This is a genomic window from Paenibacillus sp. RC334, assembly GCF_030034735.1.
GTDB classification, from domain to species: domain Bacteria; phylum Bacillota; class Bacilli; order Paenibacillales; family Paenibacillaceae; genus Paenibacillus; species Paenibacillus terrae_A.
The window spans coordinates 1,754,237-1,769,574 of sequence record NZ_CP125370.1; the positions used below are offsets into that span (position 1 = coordinate 1,754,237).

Here is a 15,338-nt window from a genome sequence, read left to right on the forward strand (position 1 = left end):
AGAAAATATGCAGCTACTTTACACATCATGATATGATATTCATACGTCTTTTGAGGTTAATAACAGAAATAAGGTGAAAAATAATGACAGTTCTACAAAACAACACACTTTCACAAATATCACCAGCATATGATCCGTGGGACCCGATTGTCTCGCTGCGCACACATGGCCGTCATTTGCTGACAAGTGTGGAAATGACCGTGACGCATCTGTGCAATATGCGCTGTGAGCACTGCGCTGTGGGCGACATGCTTGTTATGAAGGAGGCTCCCTTCCTTCCGTTAGATCTGATGCTGAAACGACTGGATGAAGTCGAGCATCTGGAGACGATCAGTATGACAGGCGGAGAACCCGCTTTGCTCGATAAAACGGTGGACGAAGTGATCGTTCCGCTGCTGAAATATGCCAAAGAGCGTGGTATTCGCTCGCAAATCAACTCCAACCTGACATTGGATATTCGCAGATATGAGAAGATGCTCCCTTATCTGGATGTCATGCATATATCGTTTAATTATTTGAATGCCGACGATTTTTATGAAGTGGGTTTTGCAAATACCGGACGTCCGACTCCACGCGCGGGGGCTGTTCGTCTTTATGAGAAAATGGTGGAAAATGCCCGCAGGTTGAGCGAAATGGGTATGTTTATTTCTGCCGAATCCATGATTAATTACCGTACTCACACGAAGCTGGATGGTATTCATCAGTTGATTAATGAAATGGGCTGTCGACGGCATGAGGTTCATCCGATGTACGCATCGAATTTTGCCTCTACCTTGCCTGTCCTTTCTCTCGACGATATGCGCAACTCCATTCATAAGCTGCTGGATGTGCGCAATCAGGATATGTGGATGCTGTTTGGCACGCTGCCGTTCTTTGCCTGCTCAGACCGGGAAGAAGACCGCAAGCTGCTTCGCCGACTGCGTCAGGAACCGAATATTACGGTGCGTAATGATCCGGACGGAAGAAACCGCGTAAATGTGAATATGTTCACGGGCAGCGTATATGTGACGGATTTCGCAGACATTCCGGCTTTCGGAAATATTCAGGAGCGCGGTCTGGACGATATTTTCGGTGAATGGCTGAATGAGCATCCGTTGAATCAGACCGTGAACTGTCATTGTGATGCCGCTGCCTGTTGCGGACCGAATCTGCTCGTAGCGGATATGTATTACAAGGGAGTCGATTTTAAATCCAGAAAAGCATTACAACTATGAGCATTTTGCATAAATCCAATTAGCGACTTTCAATCATACCATGGAGCGTTGCAAGTCAAATGATGCAAAATGCTAACTATAGAAATGGGGAGTTCGTATTGGAAGGTCATACCGAGTTTCATTGGGGATTGCTAACGGTGAATCTTCTTTTGGTACTGCTGCTCGTCTTTCTGAACGGTGTATTTGTGGCGGCGGAATTTTCGCTGGTCAAAATGCGCCAATCCCGATTGACGCAGCTCCAAAGTGAGGGGCATCGCATGGCAGGCTATGCGCTAAAGGTGAACCAGAAGCTGGATGCTTACCTGTCCGCTACCCAATTAGGCATTACGCTGGCTTCATTGGGCTTGGGCTGGATTGGTGAACCAGCAATATCCGGCTACCTGATCGAGCCACTCATGCACAAACTCGGTGTAACTGACGGTACACTGATTACAACGGTATCCGTTGTCGTCGGATTTTGCGTGATTACCTTTTTGCATATTGTATTGGGTGAGTTGGCTCCAAAGTCTTTGGCGATCCAGAAAACCGAAGGTGTGGCATTGTTTTTATCCGCTCCTTTGCTCCTTTTTTACAAGATATTTCTGCCCGTCATCTGGGTGTTGAATGCCGCGGCGAATTTGTTATTACGGGCGTTCGGCATCCAGCCTGCGAGTGAAGCAGAAGCGGCGCATTCGGAGGAAGAGATCCGTATCTTGATGAATCAGAGTGCCAAAAGCGGTGTTATTGATAAGGACGAAATCAAGCTGATGGACAATATTTTTGATTTTTCCGATTTGCTGGCCCGTGAAATTATGCTTCCTCGTACGGATATGGACTGCTTGTATACGAATTTATCGTTTAAGGAAAATCTGAAAATCATCAGTGATACCAAGCATTCTCGCTACCCGGTAGCGGTTGAGGATAAGGACCAGATTATCGGCTTTGTTCATATTACCGATCTTCTATTGGCTGAGCAGGGCGAGCAATTGGATCTGGCCTCGGTAGTGCGTCCTATTTTGAATGTGCCAGAATCCATGGAAGTGAGTCACGTGCTGCGCCTTATGCAGAAAAAGCATTCTCAGATGACTCTCGTGGTCGATGAGTACGGCGGAACGGCCGGGCTGCTGACAGCGGAGGAAATATTGGAGGAAATTGTCGGGGATCTATACGATGAATTTGAGGATGAACGTCCGAGCGTGGAGATTAAGGATAATCTCATTTCGGTGGACGGCCGTATGCTCATTGAGGATGTCAATGATCTGACCGGGGTGAACATTGAAGACGACGAAGTGGATTCCATCGGGGGCTGGCTGTTTAAAGAACTGGAAGGCAGCCCAGTGAAGGGGAAAAAGATTGAGTTTTATAACCTGACCTTTGAGGTGGAGGAAGCGACAAGGCTTCGTATTATGAGAGTGAGGATTCACCGCAAGCTCGACCCTGTGATCGAAGATGAACTTTCCGCCGATGAGTCCTGATCCATAGATATGGTTAGGGTCGGTTCCGGTATGAAAGCTATTATAGAGTGTAAAAGCAAGAGCCTTTAGATCCACGTTATCGTGGTTTTGAAGGTTCTTTTTTTATCTGTAATTTTTTGTTCGAGACTTGGGCGATGCCGCATATGTTGAATAGTAAAGCAGATGGATCAATCAAAGGAGGTCCCGGCCCGTGAAATTTCCACAGCAAGGTGAGTTTGCCCCGTTTGTCGGTCCGTTCGATCCGTGCCCGCCCGTTTTATGCAAAACCTATGTGCTTCCACCGAACCTGTTTGTACAATTTCAGCCCCCAGGTCTGCCTCAATTCAGTCCGGAGGAGGCGCTGAGGAAGGGAACGCTATGGCCTTTGTTTTACAGCCCTTATGAGTCTTGTAGAAACCAGGGGGGAGGCGAGTAAAATGGATTATCCAAATCAGGGTCAGGCCCAAAACCAGCCTCAGAATCGAAATCAGGTTGAGAACCAACAGCAGAACCCGTATCAAAGCCCCTATGCAAACCCGTATCAACAGCAAGACCATACTGAGGGCTACAATCAGAACGACAGAAACCCATACCAAGGCTATGCGCCCCAGACCAAGCCGGGTGATGCACAGTTTTATGCGCTGCTGGAGAAGCTGCAGACGGTGGATTTTGTATTGGTGGAACTGAATTTGTATCTCAATACGCACCCGGATGATTTACAGGCTATCGAACAGTTCAATAAGCTGACACAGGAAAGGACCGGGATTGCCAATGAGTACCAGATCCTGTACGGACCTCTGCAAAATTTTGGCCGTGCCTATTCCAAGTACCCTTGGGAATGGAGCCAATCCCCTTGGCCGTGGCAGGTATAGGCAGGTACAACCTTTTATAAAGGAGGAACATAAATGTGGGTATATGAAAAAAAGCTGCAATATCCCGTACGTGTCAGCAAATGTGATCCTCACATGGCCAAGTTGCTCATGGAGCAGTATGGCGGAGCGGATGGCGAGCTGGCGGCGGCTTTGCGGTATCTGAATCAGCGGTATACGATTCCGGATAAGGTTATCGGCGTACTTAATGATATAGGTACGGAAGAATTTGCTCATCTCGAAATGATTGCGACTATGATTTACAAGCTGACCAAGGATGCGAGTGTAGAGCAAATGAAGGCAGCCGGGCTGGGGGAATATTATGCGGCGCATGATCATGCGCTGTATTACCAGAGCGCAGGCGGCGTTCCTTTTACAGCGACCTATTTTCAAGCCAAGGGTGATCCAATCGCGGATTTGTATGAGGATATTGCGGCAGAGGAAAAGGCGAGAGCTACATATCAGTGGCTGATTGATTTGACAGATGATGTGGATTTGCAGGATAGTCTGAAGTTTCTGCGTGAACGCGAAATAATCCACTCGCTCCGTTTCCACGAGTCTGTGGAAATTTTGAAGGGGGAACGAGACCGGAAGAAAATATTTTGAGGGAATGGGAAATGGATATCCTAAGTACATTTTCCGTTAGAACAGTTTCACGGCGTGTGTATCACTGTAATCCAATGTATGGAAGGGGATGAGGATAAGCTTATTGTAAAATGAAAGGCGCTCCAGTTAGAAGCGCCTTTCGCAGCGTCTATACAGATGAGCAAGCATGGTTATAGGTAACTCATTCGAGAGATGATGTACTGGCAGCAGATGATGGCGCATCTTAATTAAGTCGAATGATGGTCAATGATGCGCCTGTCGCACCGCCTCCGACCAATGTGGCAGCACCTACGGCCCCGAAAAATTGCACGCTGATGGTTGTTGCGGCTGCTACGTTCACGATAACAGTATTGTTATAAGAGGACAGCGAGATCACGGGAGACAGGACGGACCCTGGAGCCTGCACGCCGTTAATGAGCAAACGGCTGCTCAGAAGAAGACCAACTGTTGTGTTCAACTCATAAGCGATGTAGTAGGTTCCGGCGTTCGCCAGAGTCAATACATCATTAGTACCGTTGATGGTAACGCCTCCGCTCAGCGTCTGAGGCGGACCGGGGAAGGTCACGTTCGTTCCACCAAGCAATACGGTTATTAGGCCACCAGTTGTATTCGCCACAAAAGCATTCGTAGCGGTGATATTGATACCTGTGGCTCCGGTTACACCTGTGGCTCCAGCAACACCAGTAGCTCCCGTCACCCCTGTACCGGTGGCTCCCGTCACTCCTATAGATCCAGTGCCTCCGGCCGGTCCTACCGGTCCTACTGCCCCCGCCGCACCCGCAGGGCCTGTGGCCCCGACCAGACCTGTGGCTCCGGTGGCTCCGGCTAAGCCAGCAACTCCGGTAGCCCCTGTAGCTCCAACTGCTCCAACTGCACCCGCAGTTCCTGCAGCACCTGTAGCCCCAGTGGCACCTGCGGCTCCTGTCGCACCCGTCCCCCCTGTCGGGCCGACCGGACCGCCCGCAGGACCTGTCGGTCCAGTCGATCCTGTGGGACCGGCCAGTGTGGGGGCGGCCAGCACACTTTCAAGCTTTGCTTGCAGCAGCAGCTCTTTCTTCACGGTGGTGTCCAGCACGCTTTTGACACTTTGATCTACGGCAAGAACGTCAGCAATGGTAGCCGTTCCTCCCGTCAGCCCAGGTATCGTGCCGAGCACATATTGAATTTTTTCACCCTCGGCATTGATGATGTGACTAAGTCCCAATTCCTCAAAGGCAATGGATGATAGCAACAGGTTAATCGCGTCATCCCGTGTTAGGTTAATCGTGGGTGTTACATTGGGAATATTAGGGAAGGACATGTGAAACCTCCTTATGACATAAATCTGATGTGTTTCATACGTTGTGGCTATCGGAAATGTTTAGAATATGGAAGCAGGGGGGACAGCCATACTTTTCCGAAGGTAGGCTGTCTTTTTGGAGTGACAGGCTTTTGTTGCTGTACATAGGCGTCGAAGCCACCGGGATCGCCTGAATACATTTTGTAAACGGATTGCAATTGCTCGATTGCTTGGGGTAAATGATTCATTTGACCCGGTGGTAACGTGGAGGCCGCATGGCCTGAATCCCACTGGAACTTTAATAATTGCAGCCAGCCCAGACTGCTGGCTCTCCTTGCTTGTTGAACCTCCGAAGGAAACTGTGAGCTTTCCGAAGAAGGGGAGGAGTTGATCTGCTTTTTGAGCCAATGCATCAGGTGCTGCCCATGCTCCAAAAGGTGAAGGGAGCGTTCAATCTGATGGTACAGTCTCAGGGCCTCCTGATGTTCATCTTTGTACAGGCGGGTGGAAGGGTCGACGGACAGGAGAAATTGCAAGCGGATGATTTGTTCGAATAAGAGGGATGCAGCCGTCTCCAGGGCATCTATGGAAATAGAAATTTCAGACAGGACACTTCTGTATTCCCGCCGGAGTCGGATGTCATCATGCAAAGTGGATATAAGTGTGTTCCAATGATTTCCGACTTCCATTTGGATCAGGAGCGATATCTCCAATTGCTGGAGGGTAGAATGATTCAATTGCAGCCACAAGGGAGAGGAGATGTTTTCGTTTGTTTTGTCCGACAAAAAGGAGACCATTCGGCTTTGAGATTTGGCTAATGTGGCTAAACCTGTGTTGAGATGGGCTGCGGCTCGGAAAAGCTGGAGGACGTAAGGTTCATCTGGCGGATGGCTGCTAAACCCTTTATTCTTCATCGCATTCATCAGGGTCTCCGCAGCATTCCCAATCGTCTTTTTTGCGGCATGGATTGTGATCACCACCCTTTTTCGGGCAAGACCGACCGCTGTGATCAGGATCAGGGTAACAGTTAGACCTGCTTTCTCCATCGAGTAGTAATACGTCCTCCAGTTTGTGCTGGAGCAAAATCTGGTTATTCACCACCCCTCGCAATACTCGTTCTACACTTCGATTCAACTGCAGGATATCTTGCAGGCAAACGTCCTCGTCGTTTACGAACCGTTGTATTTTTTCACCTTCTGCATGAAGTATGCTGGACAGGCCCATTTCCTCCATAGCAATAGATGCGAGTATCATATGAATAACTTCTTTTCTCGTTAGAGAGATGAGGGGATTGATGTCGGGAATACCGGGCATAGACAAGTTCAATCTCTCCCTTCACTCCGAATTTGCATCATGGCTATGGTCAGCTGCATGGAATGCCATACCCGGTCCCGTCTCTTCCTCATCCCTGTTGTAGCTGTGAGAAATACTGTTCATTATATAAAACGCTGGGATGAGTAGGATGGTGCAGCTGGGACATACGGTGATGCAATTTTGCTTTATCAATGTCACCAATCCGGTCATAACACAGACATAATTGCAAGTGCGGAAGCCAGGTGTAATAGGACGAATTGGTTAAGGCCATCGCATCTTGTGGTGGTTCGATCAGTGTAGCCTGACGAAACCAGTAAATGGCTTGAGCATACTGTTCCGCTTCAATCAACATATTGCCAAAGGCACAGCAGAACTGGGCGCGTGGTATGTCGAGATTAAGCGTGCGAAGCAGAGCCATACGTTGCTCCTGTTTTTGACCTTGGCGGCCGTAACAATCCGCAAGCTTAAAGCAAGCAGCAATCCGGTCCTCCATCCATCCCTGATTCAGACTTAAATAGTGTTCGTACTGCTGTATGGCATCTACCGTTCGTCCGTTGTCATACAGTTCATTGCCAAAATAGTAGTGATCTCGTTCAGAAAATACGGTGCCCTGCTCCCGGTGCTTGAGGTATATGTGCAAATTTCGGTCAGTGTAAGCACGTGTTTTTTTATGGGTCACCGCCATATTGCTGTGAAAGGTGCTTCCTATCACATTCAGGAATTCGTGTACAAAACCGATCCATCTATAATTACGGTCCCGGCGGACAATTCGGTTTCTTTTGAGCTTATGCAGCGGCTGTCCCTGTTCATCCACGGATAGCACATAATCCATTGTAATGCTGTCATATGAAAGGGTGGCTTGCTTTTTCCAGTCGAGAAATGCGAGTCGGTCTTGCTCTTCCAGGATGTCGTCGGCGTCCAGCCAAAATTGATAGTCCTGTGTTGCCTGATCAAATGCATAGTTACGGGCTGCGGAAAAATCATCGCACCATTCAAAATCGTATATCCGGGCATTGAACGATGCGGCTACCTCTTGGGTGCGGTCGGTAGAGCCGGTATCGACGATAATGATTTCATCCACCAGATCATGGACTGATTTGAGGCAGGTGTGAAGTGCTTCTTCTTCATTTTTGACAATCATGCATAAGCTGACGGTTACCATGCTCTTTGTCCCTCCCAAAAAACTTGGTATAATCTCCATTTTATTAGGATGGCTTGCTCATTATGTGGGAATTTCGGTTGAACGAGTATGAGGGTATGCGTGATGATCATAAATTGAGCAGCGCTCTAATAGATTAGAAAATCAAAGTCTGATGCAAGGGGGGAAGGCATGAGCCGGCCGTTCATTTCACTGTGCATGATTGTCAAAAATGAGGCGGAACGGATGGAAGCTTGCTTGCAAAGTGCCAAGAATGTTGTGGATGAGATTATTGTAACGGATACGGGGTCCACGGATGGGACGATAGACATTTGTCGTTCCATGGGGTGTTCCGTTGATTCGTACGAATGGGATGACAGCTTTGCAAATGCACGCAATGCGGGAATAGCCCGCGCGACAGGAGAATGGATTTTATGGCTAGATGCGGATGAAGAACTGGATCACGATGAGAGTGGACAGTTGCATGAGTTTGTAAAGGCGATTCATGCAGATACTGCTGCTTTGAAGGTACTCAACGAAATGGATGGTTTTGTATACAGTTGTCCGCAAATTCGTTTGTTCCGAAATGACATCGGGTATCAGTTTGTGCGTGATATTCATGAAAGGCTGCAACCTCCGGCGGGAAAACAGGACACCCCAGAAGCTCCACTGCTGCCCGTGACGGTACACCATTATGGATATGCAGAGAAGGTCGTAGAGGTGAAGGAAAAGTCAAAGCGGAATATTCGGCTGCTGGAGCGGGAGAAGGCACAGGCTGAATATGACCCGTGGTGTGATTACCATTTGGCAAGTGAATATAGTCGTTTGCAGCAATGGGAGAGGGCTTTTGAACTGAATAATTTGGCGATTACCGGTTTTCTGGAACAGGGAAAGCTGCCACCAGCGCTTGTTTACAAGCTAAAATACGATACCTTAATTCGTCATGGCAGCCTGAAGGGGATATGGCCGGGAATTGACAAGGTACTGCAATTGTACCCGGATTATGTAGATTTGTATTTTTATAAAGCGTTGTATCTGTTGGATCAGGGGTTATTGCTGGAGGCTTATTATGAGTTCGAAAAATGTACTCGCATGGGTGATAATTCATGGAAATATGTGACTTTGCGAGGAGTCGGCAGCAGCTATGCATTGTACTACATGTCCATCTGTTTGGCAAAAATGGGGCGGCCTGTAGAAGCACAGGCCACCTTGGAGGCTGCGGGAATACGTCGTTCGTTATCGGATCAGGTGTTGACCACCCAGGCTTGAAAAAGAGAGCTAGGCGGAAATGTATTCGATGACGATCATTGAGCTGGTCCCTCCTGCCAGTGATAAGGTCAACCCGGATACGAGAAATTGTAAATTTCCGGGTACCGTCACCCGAAACAACAGAGATGCGGCGATTTCGCCACCTGCTAGAACCGCTGGGAAAGAGTAGCTTCCCGGGTTGGGAGTAGCTGTTCCGGTGAATGAGGGAGTGATGGTAGACAGCAGGGTCAGGGTCGCTGTGCTGAGCACCAGACTTACTTTGTAAAGACCTGCCTGGGTCAGGCCAAAAGTAGTGTTGTTGACGACGGTGATAAACGTTCCCGTAGAAGCACCCGCTGTAGCAAAGGTGATAGCGCCTCCCAGCAGGATGGTATTAGGTCCCGTATTGGTACGGCTTAGTGCGCTGGCTAAACCCCCAGAGGCCCCGGTGGGTCCAGTAGCGCCCGCGGTGCCCGTAGCTCCGGTGGGCCCGGTAGCGCCCGCGGCACCTGTGGCTCCGGTAGGCCCGGTAGCCCCTGCGGTACCCGTGTCTCCGGTGGGCCCGGTAGCCCCCGCGATGCCTGTAGCCCCGGTGGGCCCGGTAGCGCCCGCGGTGCCCGTAGCTCCGGTGGGCCCGGTAGCGCCCGCGGCACCTGTGGCTCCGGTAGGCCCGGTAGCCCCTACGGTACCCGTGTCTCCGGTGGGCCCGGTAGCCCCCGCGGTGCCCGTAGCTCCGGTGGGCCCGGTAGGTCCGGTAGCGCCCGCGATGCCAGTGGCCCCGGTGGGCCCGGTAGCCCCCGCGATGCCCGTAGCTCCGGTGGGCCCAGTAGCGCCCGCGATGCCAGTGGCCCCGGTAGGCCCGTTGGCCCCCGCGATGCCCGTAGCTCCGGTGGGCCCGGTAGCGCCCGCGGTGCCCGTAGCTCCGGTGGGCCCAGTAGCGCCCGCGGTACCCGTGGCTCCGGTAGGCCCGGTAGCCCCCGCGATGCCCGTGGCTCCGGTGGGCCCAGTAGCGCCCGCGGTACCTGTGGCTCCGGTAGGCCCTGTAGCGCCCGCGATGCCCGTGGCTCCGGTGGGCCCTGTAGCGCCCGCGGTGCCCGTAGCTCCGGTAGGTCCGGTAGCGCCCGCGGTGCCCGAGGCCCCGGTGGGCCCGTTGGCCCCCGTAGCGCCAGTCGCACCAATATCGCCCGTGTCCCCGGTAACTCCAGTAGGCCCGGTAGCGCCCGTAGTGCCCGTGGCGCCTGGGTCGCCTGTCGCTCCCGTGGCTCCGGTGTCACCCGTAGCTCCAGTAGCTCCAGTGCTTCCAAACGGAAAACAACAGGTTGCCCCGGTAATGCCTGACGGATTGAGCAGGCACTGGAGCTGAGCCAGAAGGGCAAGCTCGTTTAAAAACGTACAATTCAAAACCGATTGTACGCTGTTATTTACTTCCAGAAGCTCGGCAATGCTCCCTGCGGGTGGTGTAAGGCCGGGAAGGGTCCCGACGGCATATTGTATTTTCTCACCTTCAGCATTAATCAGGTGACTTAATGACAGCTCTTGAAAGGCGATGCAGGCAAGCAGTGCATTGATGTTGTTTTCATCGATATTTCCAGGTGTAAGTCCATTCATATCACGCTCACTCCCTTATCGCTTCATCGCAATTATCGTATGCGTCAGAGCAAGCAGGAGGAACGGTTATGAGGCTTCCGCCTGATGGGAGGCGTCGAATCATGCGTATATTAATCGGCAGCCCAGTGCATCAGAAGCCCGAAATATTAGCTTTATTTCTTCAAGCTTTGGAGCGGCTGGAAGCACCCGATGTGCTGCCGGATTATTTGTTCGTCGATGATAATGACAATCCGGCTTCAAGCCAATGGCTGGCCGATTTTGCGGACCGGCTCCCGGGGCGTGTTTTGCCCCCGCTGTCAGGCTTGCAGCAATATGAGAACCGAAGTGATGAGCATACCCATTATTGGCCGCCTTCCCTCGTTTGGAAAGTGGCCGGGTTCAAAAATCGTCTCATTGACTACGCGCTTCAGCATCATTATGACGCACTATTTTTGGTCGATTCAGACCTGATCCTCCATTCCCGCACCTTATGCAGACTGGTCGAGACGGAGAAGGATATCGTATCCGAGATTTTCTGGACACGCTGGCAGCCCGATGGGACGTTATTGCCTCAAGTGTGGGTCAGTGATGAATACAATCTGTTCCATCGTGAAGAAGGTGAAGTGCTATCGGCAGAAGAGCGGGCACATCGCGAGCTGCAATTTATACATCAGTTGCATGTTCCCGGTTTGTATGAGGTAGGCGGTCTGGGTGCTTGTACCTTAATCCGCAGAAGGGCACTGGAAGTCGGAATTCATTTTGGTAAAATCCCTAACGTTTCTTTTTGGGGAGAGGATCGACACTTTTGCATCCGGGCGGCGGCGTACGGGTTTCCGCTTTTTGTAGATACGCACTATCCTGCCATGCATTTGTACCGGGAAGCGGACCGCATCAAGGCAGAACAATTGCTACTGACCCTGAATAAAATTACGCAGGGCGCTGTTAATAGGGACGACCAAGAAGCTTCAAACACTTCCAAAACTTCAGATATTTCAGAAAATTATCCATCCAGCACTTCCTCTACGTCGCCTGAAATTACCATTCCACGGGATCTCCGCGAGTCTGCCGTCTTCGCAAAGCATGCTACGGATTCTTTTGTCGTGCCACCAGCTTTCTCTGGTCCACGACATAGTGAGCTTCATGCTCCGCCTGTCTCCAGGCCCAAACTGACGCTGAGCATGACGGTATGCAATGAGGCAGATCGCAAGCTCGCAGAAGTGCTCCGAAGTCATCGGGAATATATTGATGAAGCGGTCATTATTGATGATGGCAGCCGTGATGATAGTGGTGAATTGTGCCGAGACCTGCTAAAGGGGATTCCACTGCGTTTGATCCGTAATGAAAGGGCCTCCTTTACGAATGAAGTGGAGCTGCGGAAGCAGCAGTGGAGAGAGACGCTGGCATCTTCCCCGGAATGGATTTTAAACATGGATGCTGACGAAATGTTCGAATCCCGATTTGCCCAAGGTGTGCATGCTCTATTAGCTGGAACGAAAGCCGATACCATTTGTTTCAGGCTGTTTGATATGTGGTCTCCCACGCATTATCGCGATGATGATTACTGGCAGGCTCATCGTTACTACCGCCCATTTTTGACTCGATACCGGGATAGCTTCCCTTATAAATGGAAGGAGCAATATTTGCACTGCGGGAGATTTCCCGATAATGTGCTTGAGCTTCCGAGTGAGATTAGCGACTATCGTATCCAGCACTGGGGCTGGTACACACCAGCTATTCGCACCGCCAAATATGAGCGTTATCAACAGTTGGACCCGGATGCCCGTTATGGCTGGAAGGAGCAATATGAGTCCATATTTGATCCGACTCCCCGGCTCAGTCTCTGGATAGACCCAGACCGAGAGGGTGTAAAAAATCAACATGAGTCTGAATCTGAAGACACTAGCGGTATTAATTCCGATGTGAATACGGGCAAGAATATCCAAGATGTGATTGCCGAGGATACCTATCCTGCTAGAGCCGAGAATAGAATTGAAGCAATTCATACCGCTGAAGCTGTTCAAGTGGCGAACGGTGTCCATTTCGTTGAACCTGCTCCTGTTCATGAAGCGGCTAACCCTGCGAATCCTGTCAACAAGAATGCTGTCGCTAAGATTGCTGGTGTTCATGCTATTATTGGCTCCCATGCTCTTACCAAAGGCGAAATAGAGGACGCGCTTTATGGAAAAGGAGAGGGGGAAGCACAGGGCATGGCTTGCAAACTGTGCGGCTCGTCCAATACGGCGGTGTTCCATCGGTATGAACATTTTACATTGATAGGATGTGGTTCATGTGGGCTTATTTTCCGCAATGATATCGATCGGATACAGCCTGAGAATATGATCGCAGATATCTATAACGTCAAATGGGTCGCCATGCGCGATAGTGCAGCCGCCTCAACCTACGGGGATCATGCTCTTTTCGGACTCATGCTGCTGGATATGTTCAGTCCCGGTAAAGGAAAATTACTGGAAATTGGATCAGGTACCGGAGAATTTATTCATGCTGCACTTCAGAGTGGATGGAATGCTGTGGGCATTGAGCCTTCCATAGACTCGCGCGCATATGCCAAATACAAATATGACGTGGATCTGCTACCGGGCTACTGGAATGGCGATACAGAGACAGAAACAGAAGAAGCGGCGAATGAAGCGCCAGAAACAGAGGGAGATACTGCCTTATCACTGGATCATGAATATGAGGCCGTTGCATGCTGGCATGTGCTGGAGCATATTGCAGACCCGGTGGCATTTTTAACAGATTTACGCGAGCAGCTTCAACCGGATGGAACTTTATACATTACAGTACCCAACAAAAACTCGTTTACAAATGAGGCTTATGGTGTTCACTCGCCTTTATTTACCGAGGAAGATCATTTGTATCATTATTCAGAGCACACGCTGACACGTTTGCTGGCGGAGTCCGGTCTGCACCCGGTGGCCCTGTTCACCCGCCAGCTCCCTTCCGGTCTGGACGCCTTGATAGAGGCGCATCCTTTGTATGGCGAGCTTACTTTCACGGAGCGTATGGGGCTGTTGGCCAAACTTCAAGGCGAGAAACGTGGTCATGAGCTATGCTGCGTGGCAAGGGCGATCTGAGCTGGCTGGGGGAATATACGCTCTGAATCCATACCGTTTCACCTTTCATTCAAAAGGAGGCTATATCCCATGAATACCGCTGATCCGTACCTCTCCCGCTTTTTCGTACATTCCGATCCCAATACCTCCAGCCTGATCTACAGGCTGCCCCAAAGCTGGTGGAGCCGTCCCTATGAGTATGAGTGGTGTCTGCACTTTATGTCCGGGCAGGATACGGTGCTTGACGCGGCATGTGGTATCCCGCATCCGTTCAAGTTTGAGCTGGCCCGCCGCTGCGCTCAGGCCTATGCCTGTGATCTGGATATGAGGATCGTTTCCGTGGATGCCATATTGGCCGAGGTGCGCCGGGATATTGGAGAGGAGGCTGCCGAGCGTGTCCAGGAAATTTTACCGGTTCGTCTTCACTCCGCGCATGCTAATCTAACCGCCTTGCCTTATGAGACGGTCAGCTTTGACAAAATTGTATGTATATCAGTGCTGGAGCATCTAACCCCTGATGACTCGTTAGCTACCCTGCGTGAATTTCACCGGACTTTACGAGATGACGGAATGCTTCTGCTGACGTTTGATTACCCTACGGTTAATCTGTCTGCGATGGAGCAATGGATAGGTCAGGCGGGGTTTTCGTACTGGAGCGAGGTTGATCTTAACCTTCCGCCGGATGCCTTGCGCACAGATTTGTGGGGCGGTTTGCATTGTTTCAGGGCTGTTTTGAAAAAATACAAGAGCTAACGGTATGCGCAATGAGGTTTACACGGACCTCTCTTATTGCTTATCATGAGAGGGGTCGGAACTGTAAACCTACATAGGAAAGGAATGACTGACAACTACATGAACAATGCACCTGTGTTGAAGAAACCTGAGGCTATGGTATTTGATATGGATGGTACACTTTTTCAGACGGAGACGCTGCTGCTTCCTGCGTATCACAAGCTGTTTGACACGCTGCGCGCCGAAGGTCTTTTTGAAGGAGAGACGCCTCCAGAGGAGCTTATTTTGAATAGTTTGGGTATGCTGCTGGACGAAATCTGGAGAAGAGTGATGCCGGAAGCCAGCGAAGCGGCCCACAGAAGAGCGGACGAGCTGCTGCTCCAGTTGGAGCTGGAGGGATTGAAGAACGGAAGTCATGCCCTGTATCCGCATGTAAAAGAAACGCTCCAAACCCTCCATGAACAGGGTGTAAGATTGTTCGTAGCTAGTAATGGGCTGGAGGATTATGTGAAAGGGATAGCGGCTGCATATGAAATGGTCCCGATTTTTGAAGGACTGTTTAGCGCTGGTGAATACAGCACACTATCCAAAGTGAATTTGTTGGAGATTTTGTTGAGTAAGCACGGAATTTCCAACGTATGGATGGTAGGTGACCGATCTTCCGATGTGGAGGCAGGCAAAAAGAATGGACAAACGGTCATCGGCTGCGCCTATGCTGGATTTGGCGCAAACGACGAGTTGAAGGGTTCCGATGCGATTATTACGGACTTCACGCAGCTGCTCACATTGTATAAAAACGCAAAGTAACCATTAAGGTATATCAGACATATCACAAAACAAAGGA

Annotated in this window: 13 protein-coding genes and 1 pseudogene; 9 read left to right on the top strand and 5 right to left on the bottom strand. The window is 50.4% G+C overall.

Annotated features, from left to right (window positions below; all coding sequences use genetic code 11):
- The first annotated feature begins 83 nt into the window (after positions 1–83).
- From yfkAB to QMK20_RS08265, 5 genes are all read left to right on the top strand, one after another.
- A complete protein-coding gene (yfkAB, locus tag QMK20_RS08245) occupies positions 84–1,214 on the top strand; it encodes a radical SAM/CxCxxxxC motif protein YfkAB (protein ID WP_283655335.1) in 1,131 nt (376 codons plus the stop codon).
- Positions 1,215–1,312: 98 nt separating this feature from the next.
- The gene (locus tag QMK20_RS08250) at positions 1,313–2,668 is read left to right on the top strand and encodes a hemolysin family protein (RefSeq protein WP_283656231.1); all 1,356 of its coding nucleotides are present in this window, start codon (positions 1,313–1,315) and stop codon (positions 2,666–2,668) included.
- Between the two features lie 190 nt (positions 2,669–2,858).
- On the top strand, positions 2,859–3,083 hold the full coding sequence (locus QMK20_RS08255) for a spore coat associated protein CotJA (RefSeq protein WP_283655336.1): 225 nt from the start codon (positions 2,859–2,861) through the stop codon (positions 3,081–3,083).
- Position 3,084: 1 nt separating this feature from the next.
- On the top strand, positions 3,085–3,519 hold the full coding sequence (locus QMK20_RS08260; protein ID WP_283655337.1) for a spore coat protein CotJB: 435 nt from the start codon (positions 3,085–3,087) through the stop codon (positions 3,517–3,519).
- Positions 3,520–3,552: 33 nt separating this feature from the next.
- A complete protein-coding gene (locus QMK20_RS08265) occupies positions 3,553–4,122 on the top strand; it encodes a manganese catalase family protein (RefSeq protein WP_283655338.1) in 570 nt (189 codons plus the stop codon).
- Positions 4,123–4,345: 223 nt separating this feature from the next.
- Here the strand turns inward: QMK20_RS08265 and QMK20_RS08270 are convergent, their stop codons facing one another.
- The 4 genes and pseudogenes from QMK20_RS08270 to QMK20_RS08280 form a co-directional block, all read right to left on the bottom strand.
- Positions 4,346–5,422: a BclA C-terminal domain-containing protein gene (locus QMK20_RS08270; protein ID WP_283655339.1), complete on the bottom strand. Its 1,077-nt coding sequence runs from the start codon at positions 5,420–5,422 to the stop codon at positions 4,346–4,348.
- Positions 5,423–5,469: 47 nt separating this feature from the next.
- Positions 5,470–6,447: a hypothetical protein gene (locus tag QMK20_RS08275; protein WP_283655340.1), complete on the bottom strand. Its 978-nt coding sequence runs from the start codon at positions 6,445–6,447 to the stop codon at positions 5,470–5,472.
- A 16-nt stretch (positions 6,448–6,463) separates the two neighbouring features.
- A pseudogene (locus QMK20_RS27610) lies at positions 6,464–6,715 on the bottom strand (alpha-helical endospore appendage domain-containing protein); the annotation flags it as partial.
- 88 nt (positions 6,716–6,803) lie between these two features.
- Positions 6,804–7,877 carry a glycosyltransferase family 2 protein gene (locus tag QMK20_RS08280; protein WP_283655341.1) on the bottom strand — a complete coding sequence of 358 codons (1,074 nt, stop codon included), beginning with the start codon at positions 7,875–7,877 and terminating at the stop codon, positions 6,804–6,806.
- Between the two features lie 168 nt (positions 7,878–8,045).
- On the opposite strand from QMK20_RS08280, the gene QMK20_RS08285 reads away from it, so the two are divergent.
- A complete protein-coding gene (locus QMK20_RS08285; protein ID WP_283655342.1) occupies positions 8,046–9,122 on the top strand; it encodes a glycosyltransferase family 2 protein in 1,077 nt (358 codons plus the stop codon).
- A gap of 9 nt (positions 9,123–9,131) precedes the next feature.
- On the opposite strand, the gene QMK20_RS08290 is transcribed toward QMK20_RS08285, so the two are convergent.
- The gene (locus QMK20_RS08290) at positions 9,132–10,709 is read right to left on the bottom strand and encodes a collagen-like triple helix repeat-containing protein (protein WP_283655343.1); all 1,578 of its coding nucleotides are present in this window, start codon (positions 10,707–10,709) and stop codon (positions 9,132–9,134) included.
- A 101-nt stretch (positions 10,710–10,810) separates the two neighbouring features.
- Here QMK20_RS08290 and QMK20_RS08295 point away from each other — a divergent pair, with 101 nt between their 5' ends.
- From QMK20_RS08295 to QMK20_RS08305, 3 genes are all read left to right on the top strand, one after another.
- On the top strand, positions 10,811–13,783 hold the full coding sequence (locus tag QMK20_RS08295) for a methyltransferase domain-containing protein (RefSeq protein ID WP_283655344.1): 2,973 nt from the start codon (positions 10,811–10,813) through the stop codon (positions 13,781–13,783).
- Between the two features lie 69 nt (positions 13,784–13,852).
- The gene (locus QMK20_RS08300; protein ID WP_283655345.1) at positions 13,853–14,515 is read left to right on the top strand and encodes a class I SAM-dependent methyltransferase; all 663 of its coding nucleotides are present in this window, start codon (positions 13,853–13,855) and stop codon (positions 14,513–14,515) included.
- Positions 14,516–14,599: 84 nt separating this feature from the next.
- The gene (locus QMK20_RS08305; protein WP_283655346.1) at positions 14,600–15,301 is read left to right on the top strand and encodes an HAD family hydrolase; all 702 of its coding nucleotides are present in this window, start codon (positions 14,600–14,602) and stop codon (positions 15,299–15,301) included.
- The last annotated feature ends 37 nt before the right edge of the window (positions 15,302–15,338 follow it).

What these genes read in the sequence shown, in the direction of transcription:
- QMK20_RS08280 (WP_283655341.1), bottom strand. Translation starts at nt 7,877, where the DNA reads ATGGTAACCGTCAGCTTATGCATGATTGTCAAAAATGAAGAAGAAGCA.
- QMK20_RS08265 (WP_283655338.1), top strand. Translation starts at nt 3,553, where the DNA reads ATGTGGGTATATGAAAAAAAGCTGCAATATCCCGTACGTGTCAGCAAA.
- QMK20_RS08305 (WP_283655346.1), top strand. Translation starts at nt 14,600, where the DNA reads ATGACTGACAACTACATGAACAATGCACCTGTGTTGAAGAAACCTGAG.
- QMK20_RS08295 (WP_283655344.1), top strand. Translation starts at nt 10,811, where the DNA reads ATGCGTATATTAATCGGCAGCCCAGTGCATCAGAAGCCCGAAATATTA.
- QMK20_RS08270 (WP_283655339.1), bottom strand. Translation starts at nt 5,422, where the DNA reads ATGTCCTTCCCTAATATTCCCAATGTAACACCCACGATTAACCTAACA.
- QMK20_RS08300 (WP_283655345.1), top strand. Translation starts at nt 13,853, where the DNA reads ATGAATACCGCTGATCCGTACCTCTCCCGCTTTTTCGTACATTCCGAT.
- yfkAB (WP_283655335.1), top strand. Translation starts at nt 84, where the DNA reads ATGACAGTTCTACAAAACAACACACTTTCACAAATATCACCAGCATAT.
- QMK20_RS08285 (WP_283655342.1), top strand. Translation starts at nt 8,046, where the DNA reads ATGAGCCGGCCGTTCATTTCACTGTGCATGATTGTCAAAAATGAGGCG.
- QMK20_RS08260 (WP_283655337.1), top strand. Translation starts at nt 3,085, where the DNA reads ATGGATTATCCAAATCAGGGTCAGGCCCAAAACCAGCCTCAGAATCGA.
- QMK20_RS08290 (WP_283655343.1), bottom strand. Translation starts at nt 10,709, where the DNA reads ATGAATGGACTTACACCTGGAAATATCGATGAAAACAACATCAATGCA.
- QMK20_RS08275 (WP_283655340.1), bottom strand. Translation starts at nt 6,447, where the DNA reads ATGGAGAAAGCAGGTCTAACTGTTACCCTGATCCTGATCACAGCGGTC.